Annotated in this window: 19 protein-coding genes; all 19 read right to left on the bottom strand. The window is 71.6% G+C overall.

Features of this window, described 5'->3' with window-relative positions:
* Positions 1 to 31: 31 nt before the first annotated feature.
* The 19 genes from hypE to KAK03_RS14555 all read right to left on the bottom strand — a co-directional run bounded on the left by hypE (position 32) and on the right by KAK03_RS14555 (position 15,967).
* Positions 32 to 1,090, bottom strand: a complete 1,059-nt coding sequence (hypE, locus tag KAK03_RS14465) for a hydrogenase expression/formation protein HypE (RefSeq protein ID WP_210854658.1) — start codon at positions 1,088 to 1,090, stop codon at positions 32 to 34.
* Positions 1,087 to 2,346 (bottom strand): hydrogenase formation protein HypD, encoded by a 1,260-nt coding sequence (gene hypD, locus KAK03_RS14470; RefSeq protein ID WP_210854659.1) that lies wholly within the window; start codon positions 2,344 to 2,346, stop codon positions 1,087 to 1,089. The genes hypE and hypD overlap by 4 nt, the downstream gene beginning before the upstream one ends.
* Positions 2,343 to 2,582, bottom strand: a complete 240-nt coding sequence (locus KAK03_RS14475) for a HypC/HybG/HupF family hydrogenase formation chaperone (RefSeq protein WP_210854660.1) — start codon at positions 2,580 to 2,582, stop codon at positions 2,343 to 2,345. The genes hypD and KAK03_RS14475 overlap by 4 nt, the downstream gene beginning before the upstream one ends.
* A gap of 6 nt (positions 2,583 to 2,588) precedes the next feature.
* A complete protein-coding gene (locus KAK03_RS14480) occupies positions 2,589 to 3,743 on the bottom strand; it encodes a Kae1-like domain-containing protein (protein WP_210854661.1) in 1,155 nt (384 codons plus the stop codon).
* Positions 3,736 to 4,692, bottom strand: a complete 957-nt coding sequence (gene hypB, locus KAK03_RS14485) for a hydrogenase nickel incorporation protein HypB (RefSeq protein WP_210854662.1) — start codon at positions 4,690 to 4,692, stop codon at positions 3,736 to 3,738. The genes KAK03_RS14480 and hypB overlap by 8 nt, the downstream gene beginning before the upstream one ends.
* Positions 4,693 to 4,694: 2 nt before the next feature.
* Positions 4,695 to 5,078 carry a hydrogenase maturation nickel metallochaperone HypA/HybF gene (locus KAK03_RS14490; RefSeq protein ID WP_210854663.1) on the bottom strand — a complete coding sequence of 128 codons (384 nt, stop codon included), beginning with the start codon at positions 5,076 to 5,078 and terminating at the stop codon, positions 4,695 to 4,697.
* The gene (locus KAK03_RS14495; RefSeq protein ID WP_210854664.1) at positions 5,066 to 6,199 is read right to left on the bottom strand and encodes a hypothetical protein; all 1,134 of its coding nucleotides are present in this window, start codon (positions 6,197 to 6,199) and stop codon (positions 5,066 to 5,068) included. Before KAK03_RS14495 ends, KAK03_RS14490 begins: the two co-directional genes overlap by 13 nt.
* Complete coding sequence (gene hybE, locus KAK03_RS14500) at positions 6,196 to 6,717, bottom strand: [NiFe]-hydrogenase assembly chaperone HybE (RefSeq protein ID WP_210854665.1); 522 nt, start codon at positions 6,715 to 6,717, stop codon at positions 6,196 to 6,198. Before hybE ends, KAK03_RS14495 begins: the two co-directional genes overlap by 4 nt.
* On the bottom strand, positions 6,714 to 6,947 hold the full coding sequence (locus KAK03_RS14505; protein ID WP_310738611.1) for a rubredoxin: 234 nt from the start codon (positions 6,945 to 6,947) through the stop codon (positions 6,714 to 6,716). Before KAK03_RS14505 ends, hybE begins: the two co-directional genes overlap by 4 nt.
* Positions 6,944 to 7,831: a hydrogenase expression/formation protein gene (locus KAK03_RS14510; protein WP_210854666.1), complete on the bottom strand. Its 888-nt coding sequence runs from the start codon at positions 7,829 to 7,831 to the stop codon at positions 6,944 to 6,946. The genes KAK03_RS14505 and KAK03_RS14510 overlap by 4 nt, the downstream gene beginning before the upstream one ends.
* Positions 7,832 to 7,848: 17 nt before the next feature.
* A complete protein-coding gene (locus KAK03_RS14515; RefSeq protein ID WP_247661174.1) occupies positions 7,849 to 8,307 on the bottom strand; it encodes a thioredoxin domain-containing protein in 459 nt (152 codons plus the stop codon).
* A gap of 11 nt (positions 8,308 to 8,318) precedes the next feature.
* Positions 8,319 to 8,627, bottom strand: a complete 309-nt coding sequence (locus tag KAK03_RS14520; protein WP_210854667.1) for a HypC/HybG/HupF family hydrogenase formation chaperone — start codon at positions 8,625 to 8,627, stop codon at positions 8,319 to 8,321.
* 2 nt (positions 8,628 to 8,629) lie between these two features.
* Positions 8,630 to 9,313 (bottom strand): HyaD/HybD family hydrogenase maturation endopeptidase, encoded by a 684-nt coding sequence (locus KAK03_RS14525; RefSeq protein ID WP_210854668.1) that lies wholly within the window; start codon positions 9,311 to 9,313, stop codon positions 8,630 to 8,632.
* Positions 9,314 to 9,327: 14 nt separating this feature from the next.
* Positions 9,328 to 9,645, bottom strand: a complete 318-nt coding sequence (locus KAK03_RS14530; RefSeq protein ID WP_310738612.1) for a HigA family addiction module antitoxin — start codon at positions 9,643 to 9,645, stop codon at positions 9,328 to 9,330.
* Positions 9,646 to 9,740: 95 nt separating this feature from the next.
* Entirely contained in the window at positions 9,741 to 10,472 is a 732-nt protein-coding gene (cybH, locus tag KAK03_RS14535) for a Ni/Fe-hydrogenase, b-type cytochrome subunit (protein ID WP_210854670.1), read from the bottom strand.
* Positions 10,473 to 10,500: 28 nt separating this feature from the next.
* Positions 10,501 to 11,067, bottom strand: coding sequence for a HupE/UreJ family protein (locus tag KAK03_RS14540; RefSeq protein ID WP_210854671.1), 567 nt, complete (start codon positions 11,065 to 11,067; stop codon positions 10,501 to 10,503).
* Between the two features lie 20 nt (positions 11,068 to 11,087).
* Positions 11,088 to 12,944: a nickel-dependent hydrogenase large subunit gene (locus KAK03_RS14545; protein WP_210854672.1), complete on the bottom strand. Its 1,857-nt coding sequence runs from the start codon at positions 12,942 to 12,944 to the stop codon at positions 11,088 to 11,090.
* A 40-nt stretch (positions 12,945 to 12,984) separates the two neighbouring features.
* A complete protein-coding gene (locus tag KAK03_RS14550; protein ID WP_210854673.1) occupies positions 12,985 to 14,067 on the bottom strand; it encodes a hydrogenase small subunit in 1,083 nt (360 codons plus the stop codon).
* A gap of 223 nt (positions 14,068 to 14,290) precedes the next feature.
* Positions 14,291 to 15,967, bottom strand: a complete 1,677-nt coding sequence (locus KAK03_RS14555; protein ID WP_210854674.1) for a diguanylate cyclase domain-containing protein — start codon at positions 15,965 to 15,967, stop codon at positions 14,291 to 14,293.
* Positions 15,968 to 16,033 lie beyond the last annotated feature (66 nt).

Below are 16,033 nucleotides of genomic sequence, written 5' to 3' on the forward strand. Positions count from 1 at the left end.
CGCAGAGGCCTGGCGCGATGGCGGGACCGGTTCAGCAGATGCGCGGCAGCGGCTCGCCGCTGAGCCAGTCGACCACACGGCGTCCGCCAAAGCGGGTGGTCATCTGCACGAAGCGGTGGTCGTCGGCCTGCACGACGCCGATGCGCGCCGCACGCTGCCCCAGCGGATGGGCGTGCAGCGCGGCCAGTGCGGCCTGGGCCGCCTCGGGGGCGACGATGGCCACCAGCTTGCCCTCGTTGGCGATGTACAGCGGATCCAGTCCCAGCAGTTCGCAAGCAGCGTCGACTTGCGGCAGCACCGGAATCGCCGCTTCTTCCAGCAGCAGGCCCACACCGGACTGGCGGGCGATCTCGTTGAGGGTGGTGCCCAGGCCCCCGCGCGTGGGGTCGCGCAGGCAGCGCACCGCGCCCTCGGGCACGGCCGCCAGCAGGTCGGCCACCAGGCCGTGCAGCGCGGCGGTGTCGGAGACGATCGCGGTCTCGAACTCCAGCGACTCGCGCTGCGACAGCACCGCCACGCCGTGCTCGCCGATCGTGCCCGAGACGATCACCACGTCGCCCGGCTGCGCCAGCGCCCCCGACAGCCGCCGGCCCGGGGGCAGCGCACCGACGCCGGTGGTGGCGATGAAGACGCCATCGCCCTTGCCGCGCTCGACCACCTTGGTATCACCGGTGACCACCGGCACGCCGGCCTCGCGGGCGGCGGCGGCCATCGAGTCAACCACCCGCTTCAGGTCGGCCAGCGCGAAGCCCTCTTCCAGGATGAAGCTGGCCGACAGGTACAGCGGCTGCGCGCCCATCATCGCCACGTCGTTGACCGTGCCGTGCACCGACAGCGCGCCGATGTCGCCGCCGGGGAAGAACAGCGGCGAGATCACATGGCCATCGGTGGCCATCACCAGCCGGTGGCCGGGGGGCGGCGCGGGCAGTGCGGCACCGTCATCGCCCTGGCGCAGGAATTCATTGTCGAAGGCGCGGGCAAAGACCTCGTCGATCAGTTGCATGCCGGCGCGGCCGCCGGCGCCGTGGTTCATGTCGACGCGGCCCTGCCTGAGGTCCAGCGGCCGGATGTAGTCCTTCTTGACTGTCATGTCGGGGTCCGGCTGGGTTGGCAGCAGGCAGCCGAGGCGCTGCCATCAAGGGCCCGGCGCGGAGCCGGCTCCGCCGGGCCGCTGCCAGAGCCCCCTCGGGGGGCAGCGACCGGAAGGGAGCGTGGGGGTTGATTGACGTCGCGGAAACGGCCATAGGAGTAGTGCGCGGCGCAGGCACCTTCGCTGGACACCATGCACGAGCCCATCGGGTTCTCGGGGGTGCAGACGGTGCCGAAGAGCTTGCAGTCGGTGGGCCGCTTGACGCCGCGCAGGATGGCGCCGCACTCGCACTGCTTGTGGTCGGGCACCGGCTGGTAGCTCAGGCCGAAGCGCTGCTCGGCGTCGAAGGCGGCGTAGTCGGGCCGCAGCTTGAGTGCGCTGTAGGGCACCTCGCCCAGGCCGCGCCACTCGAAGCTGCTGCGCAGCTCCATCACCTCGGCGACCACGGCCTGCGCGGCCAGGTTGCCCTCGGGCGTGACGGCGCGGGTGAACTCGTTCTCGACCTCGGCCCGGCCCTGGTTGACCTGGCGCACCAGCATCAGGATGGCCTGCATCACGTCCAGCGGCTCGAAGCCGGCGATCACCACCGGCTTGCGGTATTCCTCGGCGAAATGCACATACGGGTCGGAGCCGATGACGATGCTCACATGCGCGGGGCCGATGAAGCCGTCGATGGGCACCGTGCCGTAGTCGCGCACCTCGGGGCTTTGCAGGATGTGGGTGATCGCGCTGGGCGTGAGCACGTGGTTGCACAGCACGCTGAAGTTGCGCACGCCGGCGCTGCGCGCGGTCTTGAGCACCAGCGCGGTGGGCGGCGTGGTGGTCTCGAAGCCGATGGCCAGGAACACGACCTCGCGCTCGGGATTCGCCTGCGCCAGCTTCAGCGCGTCGGCGGCGGAATAGACCATGCGCACATCGGCGCCTCGCGCCTTGGCCTTCATCAGGCTCAAGGACTGACTTGCCGGCACCCGCATCACGTCGCCGTAGGTGCAGAGGATCACACCGCGCTCGAGCGCCAGCTGGATCGCCTGGTCGACGCGACCGATCGGCAGCACGCAGACCGGGCAGCCCGGGCCGTGGATCATGCGCACCGCAGCGGGCAGCAGCTCGGCGATGCCGTAGCGCGAGATGGCGTGGGTGTGGCCGCCGCAGAACTCCATGAAGGCGTAGCGGCGATCGGGCTGCAGCTCGGCGGCGATGCGCCGGGCAATGCCCTGGGCCAGCTCGCCGTCGCGGAACTCGTCGATGTATTTCATGCGGCAGCGCCCCCCTGCTCCAGCGCCGCCATCTCGGCGAACAGCGCCAGCGTGCGCTCGGCCTCCTCGGGGTCGACCAGGCCGATCGCGTGGCCGACGTGGACGATCACGTAGTCGCCCACACCGGCGCCTGGCGTCAGGGCGATCGAGATGCTCTTGCGCACGCCACCCAGGTCGACCTGGGCCTGGTCGCCGTCGAGCAGGGCCACCACGCGGGCGGGTAATGCGAGGCACATGGTGATTCAGTCCTTGTTCATCACGGTACAGCCGGCGATCCAGGCCTGGCCCAGGGCCAGTCCGGCATCGCCGCAGGAGACATCGCGCGGCGCGGCCACCGTCAGGCCGGCGGCCTGCAGCGCCGCGCTCAGGCGAGTCTTGAGGATGCGGTTGAAGAAGCAGCCACCGCCGAGCACCACGGTGGTGGCGCCCTGCGCGGCAGCCGCGCGTATCGCCGCGTGCGCCAGCCCGGCCACCAGGGCCAGGTGGAACATCGCGGCGCCACGGCCCTGGGCGTCGCGGCGGGCGGCCTCGTCAAGGTGGGGCGCGGTCTCGTCAGCCAGTTCGGCCAGCAGCGGGCGCAGGTCCAGCGAAGGCCACGCACCCTGCAGGCCCGGATGGGCCGCCAGGTAGGCCGTGGCCGCCTGCTCCAGCGCCATTGCTGCCTCGGCTTCATGCTGCTGCTTCACACTCAGGCCCAGCAGGCCGGCGGCGGCGTCGAACCAGCGGCCTGCGCCGGTGGATGGCGGGCAGTTCAGGCCGCGGTCCAGCATCTGCCGCAGCAGATTCACGGCGCCCTCGCCCACCTGCGACGCGAAGCGCGGCGCGATCTCGTCGGCGCGGCCCAGGCTGTGCAGCACGGCGGCGGCCAGCCGCCAGGGTTCGCGCGCAGCCACGTCGCCGCCCGGCAGCGCGATCATCGGCAGGTGGGCCAGGCGCTGCCAGCGCTGGGCGCGGGGGCGATCGGCCAGCCACAGCAGCTCGCCGCCCCAGGCCAGGCCATCGGTGCCCAGGCCGACCCCGTCGAGCGCCAGGCCGATCACCGGGCCGTCGATCGCCTGCTCCGCCTGCACCACCGCGATGTGGGCATGGTGGTGCTGCACCGGCACCGCGGGCACGCCCAGCTCGCCGGCCAGCCGCTGCGCCAGCCGGGTGCTGTGGAAGTCGGGGTGCAGGTCATGGGCGACGGCAGCGACGGGGCCGTCGGCCTGCGCCAGCAAGGCCTGCGCGCTGGTCTCCAGCGCCTCGCAGGCGCCGGGCTCGCCCAGGTCGCCGTGCACCGGCGACCACCAGCAGGCGTCGCCCTGCAGCAGCACGGCGCTGTTCTTCAGGTAGGCCCCCAGCGCCAGCACGCGCGTCGGCGCGGGCTGCGGCAGGCGGTGCAGGCGCAACTCAGCCATGGGGGTGGGTGGCGGCGGCCAGCCGGGCCTCGAGTTCGGCAATGCGGGCACGCAGCGCGGCCTCGGTGTCCGCTGCGGCCGCCAGCGCGGCGGGCACGGCAGCGGCCGGCTGCAGCAGCCAGTCGAGCCAGGCGTCCATGCCCTGGCCGGTCTTCGCCGAGACCAGCAGCACCTCGATGCCCGGGTTCACGCGGCGCGCGTACTCGATGCACTTCGGCACATCGAAGTCCAGGTGCGGCAGCAGGTCGATCTTGTTGAGCACCATCAGCCGGGCGGCGGCGAACATGTCGGGGTACTTGATCGGCTTGTCCTCGCCCTCGGTGACCGACAGGATCGCCACCTTGGCCGCCTCGCCCAGGTCCCACATCGCCGGGCAGACCAGGTTGCCGACGTTCTCGATGAACAGCAGCGGGCCGTCAGCGTGGTGGTGGTGATCGTCGTGGTCGTGACCGTGGTGGTGGTGCTCACCATGGGCGTGGCCATGCAGGTCCAGGCGACCAAAGGCATCGGCCACCATCTGCGCATCCAGGTGGCAGCCCTTGCCGGTGTTGACCTGGATCGCCGGTGCGCCGGTGGCGCGGATGCGGTCGGCGTCGTTGGAGGTCTGCTGGTCGCCCTCGATCACCGCCACCGCGCGGCCGGGGGCGTGGGCCTTGAGCGCCTCGATCGTGGCGCACAGCAGCGTGGTCTTGCCCGAGCCCGGGCTGGAGACCAGGTTCCAGGCCGTGACGCCGTGCGACGCGAAGTGCGCCCGGTTGAGCTCGGCCAGGCGCTTGTTCTCGCCCAGCACGTCGGCCTCCAGCTTGATCGCCCGCGCCTGGCTCATGCCCGGCACCGACACGCGCGCGGCGCCGGCACCGTAGTGCAGGTCGCCGGTGGCCGGATCCACCGCCACATGGCCCTCGGTCTTCTGCGCGCCATCACCGGCGCATCCGCACACCACACACATGCTCAGGACTCCTCGTTCGTCGACGCCGTCTCGGGCGCCGGGTCGTCATGCACCCACAGGTCGACCACACGCAGTTCGGTGCCGCCGGTGGGCTGGATCTGGTGGCCGCCGCAGCGCGGACAGGCATCGGCCCGGCTGCGGATGGCCACGCTCTGGGCGCAGGGCAGGCACCAGGCGGTGCCGGGCGGCTCGTCGATGACGATCTCCGCCCCCGCCAGCACGGTGCCGGGCCGCAGGGCATCGAGGCCGAAGCGCAGCGCACGCACCTCGACACCGGACAGCGCACCGGCCTCCAGCTGCAGGCGCGACACGCGCGCGAAGCCCTCGCGCTGGGCCGCGTCCTCGACCAGCCGCAACACCCCCCCCGCCAGGCTCAGCTCATGCATCGCTTGTCCTCGTCCGGGCTGCTTGCCCTGGGTCGATTGTGAGGGCCCATGGGCGGCTGGACCTCGAAAGCCACGCAGGGATCGAAGGCGACCGCCAGGCGGGCGGCCGAGCGCGCATCGGCCGGGTCGAGCTGCGCCAGCGCGCAGGCGAGGTTGCCCTGGGGGTGGACGTTCCATTCGGTGGGTGCCAGCACGCGTGCGTCGACCACCCGCGGGCCGTCGGCACCCGGCTCGAGCTGCACCCGGTGGACCAGCAGACCGCGGGCCATCTCCACCCAGGCCAGGCCCTCGTGCGGGCCCAGGGTCAGGGCGCCCATCGACAGCATGGCCTCGCCCTGCGGGCCGGCCAGGCGCAGGGTCTCGACCAGGCGGGCCACCAGGCGGTCACCGGCGCTGGCCGCTGGCAGCGGTGCGCCCAGGCGCGACCACGGCCCGGTGTCCGGCACCGCGCCCTGCCAGTGCGGCCGCATCGCGAAGCCGGGCTCGCGCATCAGCGTGGCCAGGCGCGGCAGCGTGGTCGCGGCATCGGCCAGCAGGTCGAGCGCCGGGCCGGGCGTGGCCAGTTGCCGGGCCGGGCGCTGGCTGTCGAGCAGCCGCGCCAGCGGCGTGCGGCCCTGCGCGGCCCAGTGCCAGGCCCAGCCCACCGGGTCGCTCTGGCTGTCCAGCAGCACCTCGGCCAGCGGGCGGCCCAGGGCCTGGGTGGCCAGCCAGCCCGGCAGCTCGGCCAGGCGCTCCTCCAGCGGGGCGGTCTCGCGCCAGAGCGGGCAGCCGCGCAGCACCAGCGCGGCCGCCTGCTCCTGCGGCGCATCCGGCAGCCAGCGCGGCCAGTCACCGTACAGGCGCAGCAGCTGGTCCTTCAGCGTGGCCGCGCGGTGGGCGCGGCGGGTGGCGACGTCGGGCACCGGGGCCTGGCCGGCAGCGGCCTGCACCGCCGCCTGCGCGGCCCAGCGGTGGGCGTGGCCGCACAGGCTGAACAGCGCACCCACCAGCGCCGGCAGATCGGCGGCCAGGCGTCCCGCAGCCAGGGCCGGCAGCCAGTCGCGGCGGGAGCTGTCCAGCGCCGGCTGGCGCCCGGGCAACAGGCGCAGCCGGCCGACCAGGTCCACGGCCGAGCCGATCACCGCGCCACCCCGGCCGATCGGCCCATCAGGAAGCCCCGGCGTGAGGGCGCGGCCGGCGTGGGCAGCGGCGCGGTCGGGGCCGGTGTGGGTCGGTGCAACTGGTGCAGCACCTCCAGCGCCGCCGCCACGGCCGCGGCCTGGTCGACGAACTCGCCCATGGGCGAGAACAGCGACGCGGATTCGAACACCCCCAGCCCGGGCTCGACACCGCCCAGCATGTCCAGCGGCTGCTGGCCGATGCGGCGCGACACCCGCAACCCCACCCCTGCCCAGCCACTGGCCAGACCCGCCAGCGCATCCAGCGGACGCAGCGGCAGCCGCACCAGGTTCATGAACCAGGGCGTCAGCAGGATGCCGGTCAGCACCGCGGGCTCGGCCGCCAGCGGTGCCACGCCAATGGCCTGCACGCGCAGACCCGGGTGCAGGAAGGGCAGACCGGCCATGCGCTCGCGCTCGATGGCGGCGAAGCGCTGCTCCAGCGCCTGCACCCGATCGGCGACCGCCTGCGCCTGGCTCACGCCGTGTCTCCCAGCACCATGAACTGCTCGCGGTCCCCGTCGCACTGCGGGCAGCGCCAGTGCGCCGGCAGTTCGGTGAAGGGCGTGCCCGGCGGCACCTGCCACTGCGCGTCGCCCTCGGCGGGGTCGTAGACCCACCAGCAGATCTTGCACTCCAGGCGCGCCTGGGCCGGCAGACGGCTGGCGTCGCCCAGGTAGCTGCCTTCGAAGCGGATGTCGGGCAGGCTCACGCGCCGGCTCCGTCCACCCACTCCAGCACCTCGGCCAGGCGCTCGACCGAGTCCTGCAGGTCCTCGGGCGCGGCACAGGCCACCTCGGGGATGGCGCAGACCTCGACCGAGTTCAGGATCACCGTGTCCTGCGAGTTGTAGTACACGACGCGCCAGGTATTGGGCACGCAGGCATTGGTGATGCGGCAGTTGCCGTAGCCACGCGACAGGATCAGCACGCGGCCGGTGCCGATCTGCGCGTCCATCAGGCCGATGTCCAGCGCGGACAGCGGCAGCAGGCTGAGGTTGACCACCTCGGCCGGCCGACCGGCGCGCCAGTGCTGGCGGTGCTCGGCCAGTTCGACCAGCACCGCCTGGGCGTTCGAGGCCTCGGCCGGCAGCGGCATGGCCGCCGGCGCCAGGCGCGCATCCTCGCGTGCCGCGCTGATCAGCAGCGCGGGGATCGGGCCGGCCTCGACATGGTCGATCAGCGTGCCGTCGCCACGGTCGCCAATGACGCGCCAGACGCCGGCGAACACCGACTCCTGCACCTGCAGCACGCCCGGGCGTGACAGATCGCCCGGCGCCGCCAGCACCTGGGCGCTGACCTCGCCCTCGCCCAGCACCTGGTGGATCAGCGCCAGGTCGTCGGCCGACAGGCCCTGCAGCGACACCGGTGCCGCGGCCTCGCCGGCGGCGGCCAGGCGCAGCGCGGCCAGCACCGCGTGCAGGGCCTGGCGCGCGCCGTCGTGGCCGGCCAGTTCCTCCGGCTCGGGCAGGCTTGGCGGCTGGTAGGTGTCCATGCCGCGCGGCATGCTCAGGTATTCCAGGCCGTCGTCGACCGGCAGGCCGCCCGGGGTCTGGGCAATCACGGGGATCGGAAAGGGACGGGAGGTGGTGTTCATCGCGGTGGGGCTCCGGTTCAATGGCAGGCGGACGCGGACCGGGCGCCCATCAGCGGGATCGGCGGACGGCTGGCCGGGGTGTCCAGCAGCGTGGCCACGCGGGCCAGGTAGTCGGTCCAGTCCATCATCCCGGACAGCGTGCCCACGTACTGCCCGTCACGCACGAAGACCAGCGAGGGCCAGCGCTGCGAGCCCCAGCGGCGCGCGACGGCGTCCTCGTCGCCGCGGCGCACCACCCCCACGCCGAAGCGGCCGGGAAAGGCGCGCTGCAGCTCGGGCAGCACCACCGCCACGTCCAGGCACTCGGGGAAGCGCACCGGGTCACCGGTGAAGAACAGCACCTGGTCGCCGGGGCGGGCGACGAAGTCGTCGTGGCTGGCGCCATCGACCCAGGCGCAGCCGGGCAGCGTGGCCAGGCGGCGCACCAGCGGCGCCTCGCGCTCATCCAGATCATCGGGCATCAGGGTCTCGCTCATGCTTCTCTCCTTCAGACGGCGCCGGTCAGGGCGCGCAGTTGTTCGTCACTCATCGCCGAGGGCAGCGCGAACGCCGCGTCGCCATCGGCCTGGGCGCCGCCCATGGCCAGGGCGACCAGGTCCAGCGTCGCGTCCACCTCGGCGGCGCGCTCGGCGCTGATGCGCTCGCGCGCGCCGTCGATGAACACCAGCACCCAGTCGCCCACCGCCAGGCCGTCGAGCAGCGCGGTGTCCACGGTCCTGGTCTCGCCGCGGCCCCGCACCTGGGCCTGGCGCGGCGGCTGCAGCGCCATCACCTGCATCGGGATGCCCACGCACATGCTCAGGCCCTCTCAGGTGCGGTCATGATGAAGCGCTCGTCGCCGACGCGGCAGGCGCTGTCGGCGCTCGGGCGGCCCGACTCATAGGCGGCCAGCGACAGCGTGGGCACGCTGACCGATTCGGACTCGGCCGGCGGTGCCTCGCGCGGCTGCGGATCGGCCCCCCAGGCGCGCAGCCGGGCCACCGCCAGGTCCACGGCCTGCTCCAGCGCCGCCTTGACCACCGGCCGCAGGCTGCCGCCGTAGTCCTCGAGCTGCTCGGGCTGGCAGCCGATCAGCAGCACCTCGGCGGGGTAGCGCTCGGTCAGCTGGGCCAGCATCAGCACCTCCTGGAAGCCGGTCTGGTGCAGGCTCATCTTCTTGGCACCCAGGAAACGCGGCACCTCCTCGTTCTCGACCTGGTGCAGCGTGCCGGGCGCCAGGCCGTAGTCGATCGCGTCGAGGATCAGCAGCTTCGCCGCCTCCTGCACATGCTGGATCAGGTACAGGCCCTGGGTGCCGCCGTCGACCAGGCGCACGTTCGGCGCGAACCGGTAGCGCGCGTCCAGCGCCTCGACGCAGCGCACGCCGAAGCCCTCGTCGGCCCACAGCACATTGCCGATGCCCAGCACGACGATGGTCTCGTCGTTGTCACCAGCCGCGTTACACCCCGGTTCAGGCGTGCGGGAAGTTGTCAGGTCGTTCATCGTCGTTCAGGGGGTCAGTGCGCCGCGTCGGCCGCGGCGGGGGCGCGCATCGCGCGCCAGGCCTGGTAGCAGTCCCAGTGGGCCTGCATCTCGAGCCAGAAGGTGGCGCTGGTGCCGAAGGCGATGGCACAGCGCAGCGCGGTGTCGGGCGACATCGCGCGGTGGCCCATGACCAGCTCGTTGACGCGCCGGCGCGACACGCCCAGCAGCAGCGCGGCGCGGGTCTGGTTGATGCCCAGCGGCAGCAGGTACTGCTTCTCGAGGAAGCGCCCCGGGTGCGTCGGCGCGCGCGTCGGCACACCCTTGGGGGGCGTGCGCGGATGAGCGGCCACCGGCTCGGGGCGGCGCGCAAGGTTCGGCGCAGGGCCGCCCCAAGCCGAACGCTCCCCCTCGGGGGGGCGACGCGAAGCGTCTTGGGGGCCCATATTCACTTCTTGAAGGTGCGGTAGCCGGAGATCATCGTGCTGACGATGCTCTGGCGACCCATGATGTCCTCGCGGATCGCGGCGTAGATGTGCAGCGTCACGAAGATCACCATGCCCCACATGCCGAAGTGGTGCCAGGTGTGCACGTCCTGGCTCTGGCCCAGCAGCGGGATCACCCAGCCGAACAGGTGGTCGGCCCAGGACCCGGCCTGCAGGCCTTCGCCGTACATGGCGAAGCCGGTGAGGATCATGAACAGCGAGAACAGGAAGTAGCCGAAGAACATCGCCAGGCGGGCCATCGGGTTGTGTCCGACATAGCGGCTGGGCTGCGGGATCAGGAAGGCATACCACTTGAGCATGGTGATGACCTCGCGCCAGTAGGCCGGCTGCGTCAGCGGCAGCGTGAACAGCTCGCGCGAGTGGTGGTTGCCCACCAGCGCCCAGTAGGCCCGCCCGATCAGCCCCACCGCCAGCACATAGCCGGCGGCGAAGTGGGCAAAGCGGATGTAGCCCATCAGGTAGTTGGCGCTGGCCTCGCCGGGCTGCGTGGGCAGCGGCGAGCCGATGAAGTAGCCCGTGACGCACAGCACGGTGATCGCCAGCGCGTTGATCCAGTGCCACAGACGCACCGGCGCCTCGTAGACGTAGACCGACTTGATGGTGGCGCCGTGCTCGATCGCGCCGGGGTCGATGCCGGTGGCATCGGCCAGCTTCTCTGCGGAGGTGGCATTCATGCGGTGTCTCCTTGCAGCAGCGCGCAGCTCAGGCGCGGGCCAGCAGCAGCAGGCCGGCCAGGCCCAGCGAGGCCCCGGCCAGGCGCCAGGCCGCCGCGTGCAGACGACGCAGCACCTCGCCCAGGCCCAGACCGGCGGCGTGCAGCACGGCGGTGGTGGCGATGAAACCGGCGGCGTAGGTGGCGAACAGGCCGCCCGCGGGCAGCTCGGCGCCGTGGGCCAGGCCGTGCAGCGTGGCCGCCGCCGCGACCAGCGCCAGACCCGCCTGACGCGGCAGGCGATCGCCCGCCAGCAGCATCGCGCCGAACACCGCCACCGACAGCGCGATGGCCCGCTCGGTCAGCGGCAGCGCCAGGCCGGCGGCGCCCAGCAGGGCGCCGGCCAGCAGGCCGCCCAGGAACACGCCCGGACCGGCCCAGCGGGCGCGGCCCGAGGCGGCGGCCGACCACACGCCCACCGCCAGCATCGCCAGCAGATGGTCGGCGCCCAGCGGATGGGCCAGGCCCTCCATCAGGCTGTGGGTGCCGTGGCCGGTGTGGGCGGACGCGGCGGTCGCGGCGGCCAGCAGGGCCACCAGAGCAAGGATCTTCTTCATGGGTGTCTCCTGGGTGGGCATCAGCGGACCTTGACGGTGCACAGCTCGCTGCCGTCGGGGCTCATCACGTGGGTGGAACAGGCCAGGCAGGGGTCGAAGCTGTGCAGGGTGCGCAGGATCTCGACCGGCTGCTCGGGGTTGACCATCGGCGTGTTCATCAGCGAGGCCTCGAAGGCGCCGATCTGGCCCTTGTGGTCACGCGGCGAGCCGTTCCAGGTGGTGGGCACCACGCACTGGTAGTTCTCGATCTTGCCGTCCTTGATCTTGATCCAGTGGCCCAGCATGCCGCGCGGCGCGGCCACCGTGCCCACGCCCTTGGCCTCCTTGGGCCAGGTGGCGGGATCCCACTTGTCGACGTTGGCGGTGGCGGTGTCGCCGGCCTTGATGTTGGCGACCAGCTGCTTGAAGTCGTCCATCATCATCTCGCCGGCGTACTGGCCTTCCAGGCAGCGCGCCAGCGTGCGACCGATGGTGCTGGGCAGCATCTGCTTGAGCGTGTACTGCGTCTCGGGCAGGCCCAGCGCCTTGGGGATGGTGCTGTTGATCATCTGGGCCGAGAACTCCAGCTGCTCCTTCGGCCGCTGGCACCACTTGTTGCCCTTCTTGGCGTGGGCATAGGCCAGGATGTAGCGCGACAGCGGGCCCACCTCGACCGCATGGCCGCGCCAGCGCGGCGACTTGATCCACGAGTACTTGGCCGACTCGTCGATGTTCTCGATCGCGGTGCGCTTGCCCTTGGTGCCCGCGCCCAGCTGGAAGTTGGGCTCGGTGACGCCGTCCCAGGGGTGCAGGCCCTTGGTCTCGTCGGCGTACTTGTACCAGCTGTGCGAGACGAACTCCTGCACCTGCTCGGGGTCGCGCGGGTCGATCGCGTGGATCTCGTCCCAGTTGCCGTTGAGGATCACGCCGCCGGGCAGCTGGTGGGTGCTGAAGTCATAGGGCACCTTCTCGTAGGTGCCGTAGTCGGCCACGTTGGTGGCCGACAGGCCGCCGCCATAGAGCCAGCCCGCCTGCTTGTAGAGGGTGCCGATGGCCAGCACGTCGGGCAGGTAGACGTTCTGGTTGAACTCGATCATCTCCTTGATGCGGGCCTCGACGAAGTTCAGCCGCTCCATGTTGATCGGCGCACCGGCGGCGCCGTTGCCGTCGATGTTGATCGCGCAGGGCACGCCGCCGACCAGGTAGTTCGGGTGCGGGTTCTTGCCACCGAAGATGGTGTGCACCTTGACCCATTCCTTCTGCAGGTCCAGCGCCTCCAGGTAGTGGGTCACGGCCATCAGGTTGGCCTCGGCCGGCAGCACATAGGCCTTGGAGCCCCAGTAGCCGTTCATGAAGGGGCCCAGCTGGCCCGATTCGACGAACTTCTTCAGCCGGTTCTGCACGTCGCGGAAGTAGCCCGGCGAGGACAGCGGGTGGCTGGGCGAGACCAGTTGCTGCAGCTCGGAGGTCTTCTTCGGGTCGGCCTTGAGGGCGCTGACCACGTCCACCCAGTCCAGCGCGTGCAGGTGGTAGAAGTGCACCGCATGGTCATGGACCTGCAGCGTCTTGGCCATCATCTCGCGGATCAGGTGCGCGTTGAGCGGGATCTTGATGCCCAGCGCATCCTCCACCGCCCGCACGCTGGTCAGCGCATGGCAGCCGGTGCACACGCCGCAGATGCGCTCGACGAAGGCCCAGGCGTCGCGCGGATCGCGGCCCTTGAGGATGACCTCCAGCCCGCGCCACATGGTGCCGGTGGAGACCGCGTTGCGGATGATGTTGTCCTTGTCGACGTTCACCTCGCAGCGCATATGGCCTTCGATGCGGGTGACGGGGTCAACGACGATGCGCTTGCCGCTGTTGTCGAGCTTGAAGCCCTGGGTTTCGATCACGCCCATGGTTGGGATCCTTCAGGTGTTCGGTTCATGCCGCCGGCGCTCAGGCGCCGGTGGTGGTGGAGTCGTTCTTGGCGGTGGCCACGCGCTTGATCGCCGAGGCCGCGGCATGCGCCGTGACGGCCGCGCCGACCACGCCGGCCGCGGTGCCGCCGATCTTGTCGGCGGTGCCCTCGATGCCGAACTGGTGGATCGTGGTCAGGCGGTCGTAGAACGAGCCCTTGTCCCAGAAGCCGTCCTCCGAGCAGCCGATGCAGCCGTGGCCGGCCTTGATCGGGAAGCTGGTGCCCTCGTTCCACATGACCGTGGAGCAGGCGTTGTAGGTGGTCGGCCCCTTGCAACCCACCTTGTAGAGGCAGTAGCCCTTGCGCGCGGATTCATCGTCGAAGGCCTCGACGAACTGGCCGGCGTCGAAGTGGGGCCGGCGGTAGCACTTGTCGTGGATGCGCTGGCTGTAGAACATCTTGGGCCGGCCCTGGCGGTCCAGCTCGGGGATCTTGTCGAAGGTCAGCATGTAGGTGATGACGCCGGTCATCACCTCGGCGATCGGCGGGCAGCCGGGCACCTTGATGATCGGCTTGTCGGTGATCACCTTGTGGATCGGCGTGGCCTGCGTGGGGTTGGGCTTGGCGGCCTGCACGCAGCCCCAGCTGGCGCACGAGCCCCAGGCGATCACCGCCTTGGCGTCCTTGGCGACGTGCTTGAGCTTCTCGATGAAGGGCTTGCCCGACTGGATGCAGAACATGCCGTCCTCGTTGAGCGGCGGGTTCCCTTCGACGGCCAGGATGTAGTTGCCCTTGTACTTGGTCATGATCTCGTCGAGGATGGCCTCGGCCTGGTGGCCGGCGGCGGCCATCAGCGTGTCGTCGTAGTCGAGCGAGATCATCGACAGCACCACGTCCTTGGCCAGCGGGTGGGCCGAGCGGATGAAGCTCTCGGAGCAGCAGGTGCATTCCAGGCCGTGCAGCCACAGCACCGGGGTGCGCGGCTTGGTTTCCATCGCATGGGCGATCTGCGGCACGAAGGCGGGCCCCAGACCGAGCGAGGTGGCGGTCAGCGAGCAGTACTTCATCAGGCTGCGGCGGGAAATGCCCTGCCGCCGCATCACCTCGTAAAAGCTTTCCATGGGGTCTCCTCCAGACATCGGCACACGCCGGGCGCGGCGCGTGTGACCGGCTGTTTACAAGGCGCGTGCCCACTGCGGCCCGCCCAGGGAAAGCCCCAGGTGGCCTGCGCAAGTGCTTGTCGGGGAAAGGGAATTCTTGAGCCAGCGCAAGCCGCAGGCCGCCCCGCCACCCACAGGTGGTCAGTGGCTTGCCGATCCGGTCAGGGCACCGGAAGGGGTGTGATCAGCGGCCTTGGCGGCGGCGCTGCTTGTCGGCGTACATCCGGCTGTCGGCGTCGCGCAGGATCAGGTCGACCTCGTCCTCGACGCCCAGGAACAGCCGGTGGCCCAGGCTGACGCGCGGCCCCAGGTGCAGGTCGCGCAGTTGCCAGGGCGCCTCGACGGCGTGGGTGATCTTGGCCTCGATCGCCAGCACCGCCTCGGTGGCCGTGCCCTGCGACGCCCCCAGTTCGGCGCACAGCACCACGAACTCGTCGCCCCCCAGGCGGGCGACGGTGTCGGTTTCACGCACCGCCGCCTTCAGGCGCCGCGCCACCTCGACCAGGAAGAGGTCGCCCACGTCGTGGCCGTGGGTGTCGTTCAGGCCCTTGAAGCCATCCAGGTCCAGGTAGATCACCGCCGCCCAGTGGCCGCTGCGGCGGCTGACCTGCTGCGCCTGCAGCAGGCGATCGCGCAGCAGGCGGCGGTTGGGCAACTGGGTCAACGGGTCCAGGAAGGCGAGCGCCCGGATCTCGGCCTCCAGGGCCTTCTGGCGAGAGATGTCACGCGCGATGGTGGAGGCGCCCGTGATGCGGCCCTGGGCATCGCGCACCGGCGAGATCGTCAGCGACATCGGCAGGCGCCGGCCATCGCGGCACAGGCGTTCGGTCTCGAGGGCGGTGATCTCCTCGCCCTGCTGCAGGCGCTGGACGATGTCCTGCTCCTGGTCGAGCAGGTCGTCCGGCACGACGCGCCGCAAGGGCTGGCCGACCATCTCCTGCGCGGTCCAGCCGAAGATGCGTTCGGCGCCGCGGTTCCAGCTGGTGACCACGCCGTCCAGCGTCTTGCTGAGGATGGCGTCGGTCGAGGACTCGACGATGGCCGCATGGCGGCGCTGCATCTGGTCGATCTGGCGCCGCGCGCCCAGGTGCAGCAGCCAGCCGCCCAGCAGCGTGGCCAGCAGCGACACCGCGGCCACTGCGATCATCGCCAGGTCCATGCGGCTCCAGCCGCGGGGAAAGTCCTGCTCGGGCAGGCCGACGATCACATAGAAGGGGTAGCCGTCGACCCGCTGGTAGGCATTGAGCCGGGCGATGCCGTCCAGCGCCGTGGGGGCGTTGAAGTCGCCCGCCTCAGGCGCCAGGGCCACCGCCGAACGCAGGCCGGCCGACACTTCCCGGCTGCCGATCTGGGTGAGGCCGCCGGGCGGCAGCGGATGGCGGTAGACCAGGGCCAGGTCGGTGGTGCGGATCGTCGCCGCCCCCAGCGTGCCCAGCGAGACGCGGTCCAGCACCGCGCCGAACTGGTCCACCGGGATGGACAGGCTGACCGGCGGCTTGCCGGCCTGCGCCGACGGGCGCGACAGCACCATCACCCAGGTGCCACGCGCATCGCGCTCGGGGCCGCTCACCGTCAGGCCCGGCGCCGGGGTCGGGTGGGCCGCCTGCCAGCCGCCGGGCTCGCCGGCCGCTTGCGCGCCCATCTGCGTCAGTCGCAGATCGGCGCGGGCCAGCACGCCGGCCAGCTGGGCCTCGATCAGCAGCGCCAGGTTGCGCGTCACGCCCTGGGCATAGGCCAGCCGGCGTTCATGTTCCTGCCGCAGCGCCAGCGCCGCGAGCAGCACCACCATCGCGGCCACCACCCCCACGGCCAGCGCAAGCGGCCACCAGGCGGAGGACGGGGAGCGGGGCCGGACGGACATGGCAGGGCAAGCCTACCCCAAAGCCCCACGAAGATGGTCGGAAAAAAGCCGGGCTCCAGGCCCGGC

The sequence above is a fragment of the Ideonella alba genome (genome assembly GCF_018069845.1).
Lineage (GTDB): Bacteria > Pseudomonadota > Gammaproteobacteria > Burkholderiales > Burkholderiaceae_C > Ideonella > Ideonella alba.

Excerpts from the sequence above, each read along its gene's own strand:
- hypB (WP_210854662.1), bottom strand. The coding sequence starts at position 4,692 with ATGTGTGTGGTGTGCGGATGCGCCGGTGATGGCGCGCAGAAGACCGAG.
- hypE (WP_210854658.1), bottom strand. The coding sequence starts at position 1,090 with ATGACAGTCAAGAAGGACTACATCCGGCCGCTGGACCTCAGGCAGGGC.
- KAK03_RS14545 (WP_210854672.1), bottom strand. The coding sequence starts at position 12,944 with ATGGGCGTGATCGAAACCCAGGGCTTCAAGCTCGACAACAGCGGCAAG.
- KAK03_RS14515 (WP_247661174.1), bottom strand. The coding sequence starts at position 8,307 with ATGAGCGAGACCCTGATGCCCGATGATCTGGATGAGCGCGAGGCGCCG.
- hypD (WP_210854659.1), bottom strand. The coding sequence starts at position 2,346 with ATGAAATACATCGACGAGTTCCGCGACGGCGAGCTGGCCCAGGGCATT.
- KAK03_RS14555 (WP_210854674.1), bottom strand. The coding sequence starts at position 15,967 with ATGTCCGTCCGGCCCCGCTCCCCGTCCTCCGCCTGGTGGCCGCTTGCG.
- KAK03_RS14475 (WP_210854660.1), bottom strand. The coding sequence starts at position 2,582 with ATGTGCCTCGCATTACCCGCCCGCGTGGTGGCCCTGCTCGACGGCGAC.
- KAK03_RS14550 (WP_210854673.1), bottom strand. The coding sequence starts at position 14,067 with ATGGAAAGCTTTTACGAGGTGATGCGGCGGCAGGGCATTTCCCGCCGC.
- KAK03_RS14525 (WP_210854668.1), bottom strand. The coding sequence starts at position 9,313 with ATGAACGACCTGACAACTTCCCGCACGCCTGAACCGGGGTGTAACGCG.
- KAK03_RS14540 (WP_210854671.1), bottom strand. The coding sequence starts at position 11,067 with ATGAAGAAGATCCTTGCTCTGGTGGCCCTGCTGGCCGCCGCGACCGCC.
- cybH (WP_210854670.1), bottom strand. The coding sequence starts at position 10,472 with ATGAATGCCACCTCCGCAGAGAAGCTGGCCGATGCCACCGGCATCGAC.
- KAK03_RS14480 (WP_210854661.1), bottom strand. The coding sequence starts at position 3,743 with ATGGCTGAGTTGCGCCTGCACCGCCTGCCGCAGCCCGCGCCGACGCGC.
- KAK03_RS14520 (WP_210854667.1), bottom strand. The coding sequence starts at position 8,627 with ATGTGCGTGGGCATCCCGATGCAGGTGATGGCGCTGCAGCCGCCGCGC.
- KAK03_RS14510 (WP_210854666.1), bottom strand. The coding sequence starts at position 7,831 with ATGAACACCACCTCCCGTCCCTTTCCGATCCCCGTGATTGCCCAGACC.
- KAK03_RS14490 (WP_210854663.1), bottom strand. The coding sequence starts at position 5,078 with ATGCATGAGCTGAGCCTGGCGGGGGGGGTGTTGCGGCTGGTCGAGGAC.